Below are 11,202 nucleotides of genomic sequence, written 5' to 3' on the forward strand. Positions count from 1 at the left end.
CTTCTCGATGGCGGCCCGTCGGCTCGTCGCAGCGCTGCTGACGGCGCTGGTCGTCGCCGGCTGCGGCGCCCAGGCCGGGCGCCCGTCGATCGCCGTCGGGGCGCGTGACGACGTCGTCTCGACGCTGGTGGCGAACCTGTATGCGGCGGCGCTGCGGATCTACGGCACCCCGGCCCACGTGGCGGTGGTGTCGGATCCGCTGAAAGGACTCGACACAGCAGACATCACGGTGGTGCCCGGATTCACCGGTCGTCTGCTCGAGACGTTTGCGCCCGGCGCGACGGCGCGATCGGCAGCACAGGTCTACCGCGAGTTGGTCTCGGCGCTGCCGGAGGGCGTGGCGGCCGGGGACTACGCAGAAGCCGCCGAGGACAAGCCGGCCCTGGCGGTGAGCGAGGCCACCGCCAAAGACTGGCGATCACGGGAGGTGACGGCGGCGGTGCGCCGTTGCGACAAGCTCGACATCGGCGCTGCCGTGGGTGCGCCGTACCCGAAGACGGTTGGCACGTGCGCCCCAGCGGTGCGCGAATACCCATCAGCGGCAAAGCTTTTCGAGTCACTGCGCGTTAGGCAGCTGAATGCTGCGTGGACATCGACCGCTGATCCGGATATCCCGGCCGATGCGGTGGTGCTCGGGGACCGCACCGCGCTCATCCGCGCGGAGAACGTTGTCCCGCTGTACCGCCGCAACGAGCTGACCGAGATGCAGGTCCTCGCGCTCAACGAGGTGGCCGGGGTGCTGGACACGGCTGGCCTGGTGCAGCTGCGTCGCCAGGTGGCCGCCGGCGCCGACCCCGCCCTCGTCGCCGATGGCTACCTGGCCGAACACCCGCTGGGCGCCACCAGCCGATAGCCGGTCACGCCAGCGTGCGCGTCGGCCCCTGGTGCGACATTACGGCGGCGACCACGCGCTGATAGCGGGGGCCGGCGATGCGCGCGAACAGTTCGAGGGTCTTTGCGTCGTTGCCGACGAGCACCCGTGCCCTGTTCTTGCGTACGCCGTCCAGAATGACCCGCGCGGCCCTCTGCGGTGACGTACTGGCCAGGCGCTTGTCGAAGTACTTGGCGAGCGCTTCCTGGTCCACCCCTTCCGCTGCGGCCGAGTTGCGGGCGATCGCGGTCTTGATGCCGCCAGGGTGGACGCACGTCACCTTCACCGGGTGGCCGGCGATGATCATCTCCTGGCGCAATGCCTCGGTGAAGCCGCGCACGGCGAACTTGGCCGCGTTGTACCCGCCCTGCCCCGGCACTGCGAGGAGCCCGAAGATGCTGGAGATGTTGACGACATGTCCATCGCCGGAGGCGATCAGATGGGGCAGAAAGATTTTGGTGCCGTTGACCACACCCCAGTAGTCGACGTCCATCACCCGCTCGATGTCCTTGAACTGGCTGGCTTCGATGCTGCCCATGAACGTGATGCCGGCGTTGTTGTAGATCTGGTTGACGGTGCCGTAGTGCTCCTTGACGGCGTCGGCGTACAGCTCGAACGCCTCGCGCTCGGTGACGTCGAGCCGGTCGGCCTTCACGGGTGCGCCGATGGCCTTGAGCCGCTCCTCGGTCGCGGCGAGGCCCTCGCTGTTGACGTCGCTGATCGCCAGCTTGGCTCCGCAGCGGCCGAGCTCGATGGCCAGCGCCTGCCCAATGCCGGAGCCGGCGCCGGTGATGACGGCGACTTTCCCGTCGAAGCCTTTCATGCACGCACCCCCAAGGATGTGGTCGGACTCCGACGAGGTTAGCCGTTACCCGCGGTCCTGGTTACGGCGGGAGGCTCCGAGGGCCCGAGGCGGTTACTTTCGGTGATTGGGTTCGCAGCTGAGCGCGCTTGATTGCCTCCGCTGGCCTTGGCCGCGTACATCGCGGTGTCTGCCGATCTGATGAGCTCGTCGACGGAGGTCGTTGCGTGCGCGCCGACGATCTGTTTCACCGCGGCACTCGTGTGGCCGATGCTTGCCGTGACGGCGTGGGGTAGCGCGGCGACTGCCGTGCACAGTCGCACGGCGAGCGAGTGGGCGCCCGACGGCGGAACGGTCAGCGCGATGAGGAACTCCTCGCCGCCGGCGCGACATATCGCCGCCCGCGTCGGAACGTGGCATCGGAGCAGCTCCGCCACGGCCAGCAGAGCACGATCGCCTGCCTGGTGCCCATGGCTGTCGTTGATTCGTTTGAAGTCATCGAGGTCGAGCATGAGTACCGCCAGATGGGTGTCCTCCGGACGAGCGCTGACCAGGGCGCCGTGGACGGCGTCGCTGAATCCGCGTCGGTTGAGCAGTCCGGTGAGCGGGTCTTGGTCGGAATGTGTCGCATACTGCCCCATGGCCCGTGTGGTCCCGCGGATTGCCAGCGGCACCACGACGTTGAGCAGCCAGATGATCCAGAAGGCTGATGCGGCGGTAGCGAAGTTCGTCTGACCGGCCAATCGGATGGCCGAAATCAGCCCGGCCGCTATGCCGATGACGAAATTGAATAGAACGAGTTTGTTGGTGTGGAAGAACGCCATGTACCCACCCGTGACGGCCGTGGCGGCACAGCCCAACGCAGCCGTCGAGGTGGCCGGCTGCGCCAGGCTCCATGCTGCGATGGACAGCGTCCCGACGCAGACGAAGACTTCCGATTGCCGCCGGGTCGGCCAACGGGTCAGCCAGAACACCGTCATCCCCGCGCAGAATGCGGCGCCTGCCGAGCCGATCAGAATCGTGGCGGTGGTGGTACCGCGCAGCTGGACAAATAACGCGAAAGGCGCCAGCCCCGAAGAGGCCGCGACGATAGCCATGACAATCTGAGCCGAACGAATCATTCCGCGATTACGGAGGAACTTCGTTACCCATTCGAACTGATCAGGCTGGGCCCACCACATGGCTATTCGTGACATGAAGCCAAGGGCCCTCCGACTTCGCGTGAGCAGCTAAGCGAATTCGTGCGCCTTCTACATTACAAGGGGTTGGATTTGCTGCAAGACACCAATTTCTGGTACCGGCGTGCCGCTTCTTACTTGGCCTTCCCGCGCACTGTTGACTCCTTCGGCGCCTCACTAGATATCTAGCTCGTGGGTTGCGCGGTGTCGCAGCTTACGCGCTGTCTTCTAGACAGGGTCTACGAAAGGTTTGCTGGAGGCGAATATTGCGTCGCGTGACGCAAGTGCGGCAAACGGATTGTCTGGAAGCGCTGAACAGAACGTTCGCTCCCGTGAATCGTCGGTGGTGTTACGCGCGCTGTCCGGGCCCGGCGGTGAGTATTTGACTACTTCAGTGGAGTCGCTTCGCTCAGGAGAACGCCTCGTCGATGATTTCCTGCTGCTCCACCGCGTGCACCTTCGACGACCCCGACGACGGCGCCGACATCGCGCGCCGCGATATCCGCTTGAGGCCCGTCAACTTCTCGGGCAGCAGCTCGGGCAGCGTCAGGCCGAACGTCGGCCATGCCCCCTGGTTGGCCGGCTCCTCCTGCGCCCAGATGTACTGCTCGACGTTCGGGTAGCGGTCCAGCGTCTCGTTCAGCCGCCGTTTCGGCAGCGGCGCGAGCTGCTCGATCCGCACGATCGCCACATCGTCGCGCTTGTCCTTGTTCTTGCGCGCCACCAACTCGTAGTAGAGCTTGCCGCTGGTCATCAGCACCCGTTTCACCTTGTCACGGTCGCCGTCACCGTCGGTATAGGTCGGCTCTTCGAGGACCGAACGGAACTTCTGCTCGGTGAAGTCACGAATGTCGCTGACCGCGGCCTTGTTTCGCAGCATCGACTTCGGCGTGAACACGATCAACGGGCGGTGGATCCCGTCGAGCGCATGCCGCCTCAGCAGATGGAAGTAGTTCGCCGGCGTCGACGGCATCGCGATCGTCATCGAACCCTCGGCCCACAACAGCAGGAACCGTTCGATGCGCCCAGAGGTGTGGTCGGGGCCCTGACCCTCGTGGCCGTGCGGTAGCAGCAGCACGACGTCGGACAGCTGACCCCATTTGGCCTCACCGGAGCTGATGAACTCGTCGATGATCGACTGCGCTCCGTTGACGAAGTCGCCGAATTGCGCCTCCCACAACACAACTGCGTCCTGGTTGCCGACCGAGTAACCGTATTCGAAACCGACGGCGGCGTATTCGGACAGCGCGGAGTCGTACACCATCAGCCTGCCGCCGGTCGGTTCACCGTCGGAGTTGGTGGCCAGCAGTTGCAGCGGGGTGAACTCGGCGCCGGTCTTGCGGTCGATGATCACCGAGTGTCGCTGGGTGAACGTTCCACGCCTGGTGTCCTGACCCGACAGCCGGATCAGCTTGCCCTCGGCGATCAACGAGCCGAGCGCCAGCAGCTCGGCGAAAGCCCAGTCGACCTTGCCCTCGTAGGCCATTTCTCGGCGCTTCTCCAGCACCGGCTTGACGCGCGAGTGCACGGTGAAGCCTTCGGGCAGATCCAGATGCGCGTCACCGATGCGCGCCAGCAGCGACTTATCGACGGCAGTGTCCATGCCGGCGGGCACCATCTGGTCGCTTTCCACTGACGCGCTGGGCTCGATCGCGTGTTTCTCGAGCTCGCGGACCTCGTTGAAGACCTGTTCCAGCTGGCCCTGGTAGTCGCGCAGGGCGTCTTCGGCCTCTTTCATCGAGATATCGCCGCGGCCGATCAACGCTTCGGTGTAGGTCTTGCGCACACCGCGCTTGGTGTCGATGGCGTCATACATCGACGGCTGCGTCATCGACGGGTCGTCGCCCTCGTTGTGCCCGCGGCGGCGGTAGCACAGCATGTCGATGACGACGTCCTTCTTGAACTTCTGCCGGAAGTCCATCGCCAGCCGCGCCACCCACACCGCGGCCTCGGGGTCGTCGCCGTTGACGTGGAAGATCGGCGCGCCGATCATTTTCGCGACGTCGGTGCAGTACTCCGACGACTTTGCATCGGAAGGCGAAGTGGTGAAACCGATCTGGTTGTTCACGATGATGTGGATCGTGCCGCCGGTGCGGTACCCGCGAAGCAGCGCGAGGTTCAGTGTCTCGGCCACCACACCCTGACCGGCGAACGCCGCGTCGCCGTGCAACATCAGCGGAACCACGGAAAAATCTTCGGAACCGTCGACTCCCTTGCCGATGTCCAACAGGTCCTGCTTGGCCCGCACGATGCCTTCCAGCACCGGGTCCACCGCCTCGAGGTGCGACGGGTTGGCCACCAGCGATACCGCAATGTCGTTGTCGCCGAACATCTGTATGTAGGTGCCGTTGGCGCCCAGGTGATATTTCACGTCACCGGAGCCGTGCGCCTGCGACGGGTTCAGGTTGCCCTCGAACTCCGAGAAGATCTGGCTGTACGGCTTGCCGACAATATTGGCCAGCACGTTGAGCCTGCCGCGGTGCGGCATGCCAATGACAACCTCGTCCAGGCTATGCTCGGCGGCCTGGTCGATGACGGCGTCCATCATCGGAATGACGGTTTCGGCGCCCTCCAGCGAAAATCGCTTCTGCCCAACGTATTTCGTCTGCAGGAACGTCTCGAACGCTTCGGCGGCGTTCAGCTTGCTCAAAATGTACTTCTGCTGCGCGACGGTCGGCTTCTCGTGCTTGACCTCGACGCGCTCCTCGAGCCACTTCTGTTGCTCGGGCTCGAGGATGTGGGTGTACTCGACACCGACGTGGCGGCAGTACGAGTCGCGCAGCAACCCGAGCACGTCGCGCAGCTTCTTGCGTTCGGCACCGGCGAAGCCGTTGACCTTGAACACCCGGTCGAGGTCCCACAGGGTCAACCCGTGCGTGGTGACGTCGAGATCGGGATGGTTGCGGAATCGGCTCTTGTCCAACCGAAGTGGGTCGATGTCGGCCATCAGATGTCCGCGGTTGCGGTAGGCCGCGATCAACTCGATGACGCGGGCGTTCTTGTCCTCGATCGAGTCGGGATTGTCGGTGCGCCACCGCACCGGCTCGTACGGGATGCCCAGTTCGTGAAAGATCTCGTCGAAGAAATCGTCGGACAGCAGCAGCTCGTGCACGGTGCGCAGGAAGTCGCCCGACTCCGCACCCTGGATGATGCGGTGATCGTAGGTGGACGTCAGCGTGATGAGCTTGCCGATACCGAGTTCGGCGATGCGTTCCTCGCTGGCGCCCTGGAACTCGGCGGGGTACTCCATCGCGCCGACGCCGATGATCGCGCCCTGGCCGCGCATCAGCCGCGGCACCGAGTGCACCGTTCCGATGGTGCCGGGGTTCGTCAACGAGATCGTCACACCGGAGAAGTCCTCGGCGGTCAGCTTGCCGTCGCGGGCGCGTCGCACGATGTCCTCGTAGGCGGCGATGAACTGGCCGAAGCGCATGGTCTCGGCGCCCTTGATCGCAGCGACGACCAGCTGCCGGTTGCCGTCCTTGCCCTGCAGGTCGATGGCGAGCCCGAGGTTGGTGTGCGCGGGCGTGATCGCGTTTGGCTTGCCGTCCACCTCAGCGAAGTGGCGGTTCATGTTCGGGAACTTCTTGACCGCCTGCACCAGGGCGTAGCCGATCAGGTGGGTGAACGAGATCTTGCCGCCGCGGGTGCGTTTCAGGTGGTTGTTGATGACGATGCGGTTGTCGATCATCAGCTTGGCCGGGATGGCGCGCACGCTGGTCGCGGTCGGCACGTCCAGCGACGCCGACATGTTCTTCACGACCGCAGCGGCCGCGCCCCGCAACACCTGCGCTTCGTCGGTAGGCTCCGCCGACTTCGCCTCGGCCGCCTTCGGTTTGGCGGGCTCGCTCTTGGCGGGCTCGGCTTTGCGCTTCGGTGGGGCGGATTGCTTCTTGACGAGCGACGGCTGCGCAGGCGCCGGCTTGCTGGGCGCGGCGCCGTTGCCGTGTCCGGTATTCGGCGCAGGCGCGGGGCCGGGCTCGCGCGGGGTCAGCGGCGCCGACACTGACGGCTTCCCGTCGGCGACGTCCATGGCGGTCTCGGTGTTCGATTCGGGCGAGTAGTCGACGAGGAACTCATGCCAACTGGGATCGACCGAGGAGGGATCTTCGCGGAATTTGCGGTACATCTCCTCGACCAACCACTCGTTCTGTCCGAATGGTGAAGTTGAACTGCTCACGGCAGCTACTCGCCTCGATTCCTTCTTTTTCGGCAAGTGTCCCAACCGACGCCTGCCCGTCTGTGGTTCCATCCAGCCTGCGGTTACCCCGCATCAACGCCGCCTAAAGGCTAGCGCTTCTGCGCATGCGCAGAGTCACAAGAGCCTCAATCGCCCACCGGCGATGTCAGCCCTGCGGGGAGGGCAACACATGCAGCTTCGACGGCCAGCGCGGCGGCGGAGAGCCGAAGGCCATGCGCGCGTTGGAGATGATGCGCTTGCCCATCAGTCGATTGCCGACCCCGCCGACGACGGCGCCGATGCCGACCGGCAGCAGCTTGCCGAAGGCGATCGCGCCTCGCTTGAGCGCGTATCGCTTGACGAAGTAGCGCAGCAACCTCGAATTCAGTTGCGACACCGCGGGTAGCGGCAAGGTTGCCGCGCCGTCACTGAGCCACGCCCCCCGGGTCCGACCGGGGCCGAGCAGCTCGGCGACCGCGTGCCTGCTGTCCTCGCCCACTAGCACGGCCAGCACCAGGGCCCGCCTGCGCTCGCGGTGCTCGGCGGGGATGCCGTGCACCTCGGCCACGGCGAGCACGAACACCGCCGTCGCCTCCAAGAACACCACGGTCTCGCCGGCCACCGCCGACAGCGCCGCCAACGTGCCGATCCCCGGGATGGCCGCCGCGGAGCCGACGGCCGCGCCGCTGGCCATCACCGCTGCCATGTATCGCTTCTCCAGCTTGGTGACGATCTCGGCGGGCGTCGCGTCCGGGCTGTCTTCCCGCAGCCGATTCACGTAGGCCCGCACGGCGGGGCCCTGCGCGCGGGCGCCGCGCTCGATGATCTCCGAGAGCGCGCGCGCAGCCGCGCCAGGATGGTCGTCGGATTTCTTGGTAGCCGGCAGCTGGCTGGCCTTGGACCGAGCGCTCAATGCGGCCTCCTGCGATGGACGGGTAACCGTTGCTTTCAGGCTAACGGGTGTTCAACGAACGACCGAGGTCTCGAGTGCCCGGCACCACCAGGGAAGAAAATATTGATTTAGCGTGCTAATCATTCTCATGGCAACATCGCCCACTGTGAATTCACACGCACCCAGCCGCTGGCGCATGATCATTGTGCTGGGTGTGATGGTCGCCCTGGGCCCGCTGACCATCGACATGTACCTGCCCGCTCTGCCCAAAATCGCCGACGACCTGTCGGTGTCCTCCTCTGTCGTGCAACTGACGCTGACCGGAACGCTGGCCGGGTTGGCGCTGGGCCAGTTGATCGTCGGCCCGCTGTCCGATTCGCTAGGCCGCAGACGCCCGCTGATGGCGGGCATCGTCGTGCACATGGTGGCCTCGGTCATCTGCATGCTCGCGCCGAACGTGACGGTGTTGGGGCTGGCCCGCGGACTGCAGGGCGTCGGGGCCGCCGCGGGCATGGTGGTGGCGATCGCCGTGGTCGGCGACCTGTTCAGCGACTCCGCCGCCGCGACGGTGTTGTCCCGGCTCATGCTGGTGCTGGGCGTCGCGCCGGTCGTCGCGCCGTCATTGGGTGCCGCGGTGTTGCTGCACGGCTCCTGGCACTGGGTGTTCACCGCGCTGGTGCTTCTCGCCGGCGCGCTGCTGCTGGTGGCGGCGCTGGCGCTGCCCGAGACGTTGCCGCCGTCGCACCGCAGGCCGTTACGGGTACGCGGCATCGCCGCCACGTATCTCGAACTGCTGCGCGACGCGCGGTTCGTCATCCTCGTGCTGGTGGCCGCGCTGGGCATGTCGGGGCTGTTCGCCTACATCGCGGCGGCGCCGTTCGTGCTGCAGGGCGGTTACGGCCTCGATCAGCAGGCGTTCGCGTTGGTGTTCGGCGCCGGCGCGGTGGCGCTGATCGGCGCCACCCAGTTCAATGTCGTGCTGCTGAAGCGGTTCACCCCACAGGCGATCACGTTGTGGGCGCTGGCCGCCGCGCTGCTCGCGGCGGGCGTATTCGTCGCCCTGTCGGTTGCCGAGGTCGGCGGCCTGGCCGGCTTCGTGGTGCCGGTGTGGGCCATCTTGGCGGCGATGGGCCTTGTCATCCCGAACGCACCGGCCGTCGCGCTGTCCCGGCACCCCGACGCCGCAGGCACCGCTGCCGCGCTTCTGGGCGCGGCGCAGTTCGGCCTCGGGGCAGCGGTGGCGCCGGTGGTGGGCGTGCTCGGCAATGACGAGTTGGCGTTGGCCTCGGTGATGGCCGTCAGCGCGCTGGTGGCGCTGCTCGCCCTGATTGCGGTCGGTGTATCGACCAGCGACGACGCCGACGAGTCCGTGTCCGGCGAGGCGGTTTCCGAGCCCGCGTAGTTGTCGCGGACGGGTTTGTGAACGTAGCGTCGGGTCGAATCACCCGATGGCGCGGCACAGCCCGTTTCCGGACTCGTCCGACCTCCGCTGACCGGTCCTTGCGCGCTCCTGCGGCAATGGCGCCCGGCGAAGCCGACACCATCGGGGTCAGGCGAAGACGAGGTGGGAGATGACCACGGCGCTGCGGGGACGGCTCAGAGCTGCGCCCGTCGATGACCCGTGGCGCGCGCTGTGGGCCATGATGGTCGGCTTCTTCATGATCCTGGTCGACGCGACGATCGTGTCGGTGGCCAACCCGTCGATCATGGAGAAGCTGGACGCAGGCTATGACGCCGTCATCTGGGTCACCAGCGCCTACCTGCTCGGCTTCGCGGTACCGCTACTGCTCGCGGGCCGGCTCGGCGACCGTTACGGACCCAAGAACGTCTACCTGTTCGGCCTGCTGGTGTTCACCGCCGCCTCGCTCTGGTGCGGCCTGTCGGGCACCATCGGCATGCTCATCGCGGCGCGGGTAGTGCAGGGTGTCGGAGCGGCGCTGCTCACGCCGCAGACCCTGTCGACGATCACCAGGATCTTCCCCGCCGAGCGACGCGGGGTGGCGATGAGCGTGTGGGGTGCCACCGCCGGGGTTGCCACCCTGGTGGGGCCACTGGCCGGCGGCGTGCTCGTCGACGGGCTGGGCTGGCAGTGGATTTTCTTCGTGAACGTTCCCATCGGCGTCATCGGCCTGGCGCTGGCTCTCATGTGGGTTCCTGAGCTTCCGACGGAGCGGCCGGCCTTCGACATCATCGGCGTTGTGCTCTCCGGCATCGGCATGTTCATGGTGGTCTTCGCCTTGCAGGAGGGGCAGGCGCACCACTGGGCGCCTTGGGTGTGGGGCATGCTGGCCGGCGGCGGGGGTTTCATGGCCGCGTTCGTCTTCTGGCAGCAGGCCAACCGCGACGAGCCGCTGGTTCCGCTGGGCATCTTCCGCGACCGCGACTTCAGCCTCTGCGCCCTCGGCGTCGCGACCATCGGCTTCGTCGTCACCGGCATGTTCCTGCCGGTGATGTTCTATGCGCAGGCAGTCGGCGGCCTGTCATCAACGCGGGCGGCGGTGTTGACCGCACCGATGGCCATCGCGACGGGGTTGTTGGCGCCGTGGGTGGGCAGGCTCGTCGACCGGTACCACCCCCGGCCGATTATCGGGTTCGGCTTCGCCATGCTGGCGATCTCGCTGACGTGGCTATCGGTGGAGATGACGCCGGCAACCCCGATCTGGCGAATCGTGTTGCCGCTGACGCTAACCGGCGTCGGCATGGCATTCATCTGGTCGCCGTTGGCGGCGACCGCGACGCGCAACCTGGCGCCGGATGTAGCAGGCGCGGGATCGGGGGTGTACAACGCCACCCGCCAGGTGGGATCGGTGCTGGGCAGCGCCAGCATGGCGGCGTTCATGTCGACGCGCATCAGCGCCGAGATGCCGATGGCGGCCGAGGGGTCCGGCGGTGAAGGCTCGGTCACCCAGTTGCCCGGGTTCTTGCACGCCCCGTTCGCGGCCGCGATGTCGCAATCGCTGTTGCTGCCGGCATTCGTCGCGTTGTTCGGCGTCGTGGCATCGCTGTTCCTGCTGGGTTTCGCCAACCCTCCTCGAACCGAGCCCGTGGATACCGATGACGAATACTCCGATGACGACGAAGGTTGGGACGACGACGACTACGTCGAGTTCATCATCGAACGAGACGACGGCAACACCCAGCCGATCGGCTTCGCCCACAACGGCTTTCACGCCGACGTTCAGGAGCGGTTCCAGCCGCTCAGCCGGCATACGCGTGTCCAAGCCGATGATGCCGTCAGCCCAGGCCGCCACGGGCGGCACTCCCGGCCCGGCGACTAGT

The 11,202-nt window shown here is 66.4% G+C and carries 7 protein-coding genes; 3 read left to right on the forward strand and 4 right to left on the reverse strand.

The window, feature by feature from the left end:
* The first annotated feature begins 7 nt into the window (after positions 1-7).
* The gene (locus A5651_RS08330; RefSeq protein WP_066978189.1) at positions 8-853 is read left to right on the forward strand and encodes a hypothetical protein; all 846 of its coding nucleotides are present in this window, start codon (positions 8-10) and stop codon (positions 851-853) included.
* A 4-nt stretch (positions 854-857) separates the two neighbouring features.
* Here the strand turns inward: A5651_RS08330 and A5651_RS08335 are convergent, their stop codons facing one another.
* The 4 genes from A5651_RS08335 to A5651_RS08350 all read right to left on the reverse strand — a co-directional run bounded on the left by A5651_RS08335 (position 858) and on the right by A5651_RS08350 (position 7,944).
* Complete coding sequence (locus A5651_RS08335; protein WP_066978105.1) at positions 858-1,694, reverse strand: SDR family oxidoreductase; 837 nt, start codon at positions 1,692-1,694, stop codon at positions 858-860.
* A 38-nt stretch (positions 1,695-1,732) separates the two neighbouring features.
* The gene (locus tag A5651_RS08340) at positions 1,733-2,770 is read right to left on the reverse strand and encodes a GGDEF domain-containing protein (RefSeq protein WP_197496579.1); all 1,038 of its coding nucleotides are present in this window, start codon (positions 2,768-2,770) and stop codon (positions 1,733-1,735) included.
* A 490-nt stretch (positions 2,771-3,260) separates the two neighbouring features.
* Complete coding sequence (locus A5651_RS08345) at positions 3,261-6,980, reverse strand: multifunctional oxoglutarate decarboxylase/oxoglutarate dehydrogenase thiamine pyrophosphate-binding subunit/dihydrolipoyllysine-residue succinyltransferase subunit (protein WP_066978192.1); 3,720 nt, start codon at positions 6,978-6,980, stop codon at positions 3,261-3,263.
* A gap of 217 nt (positions 6,981-7,197) precedes the next feature.
* Positions 7,198-7,944: a hypothetical protein gene (locus A5651_RS08350; RefSeq protein WP_066978111.1), complete on the reverse strand. Its 747-nt coding sequence runs from the start codon at positions 7,942-7,944 to the stop codon at positions 7,198-7,200.
* Positions 7,945-8,071: 127 nt separating this feature from the next.
* Here A5651_RS08350 and A5651_RS08355 point away from each other — a divergent pair, with 127 nt between their 5' ends.
* Entirely contained in the window at positions 8,072-9,325 is a 1,254-nt protein-coding gene (locus A5651_RS08355; protein WP_066978114.1) for a multidrug effflux MFS transporter, read from the forward strand.
* Between the two features lie 169 nt (positions 9,326-9,494).
* The gene (locus tag A5651_RS08360; protein ID WP_066978118.1) at positions 9,495-11,201 is read left to right on the forward strand and encodes an MFS transporter; all 1,707 of its coding nucleotides are present in this window, start codon (positions 9,495-9,497) and stop codon (positions 11,199-11,201) included.
* Position 11,202 lies beyond the last annotated feature (1 nt).

It is taken from the genome of Mycobacterium sp. 1274761.0 (assembly GCF_001668615.1).
Taxonomy (GTDB): Bacteria; Actinomycetota; Actinomycetes; order Mycobacteriales; family Mycobacteriaceae; genus Mycobacterium.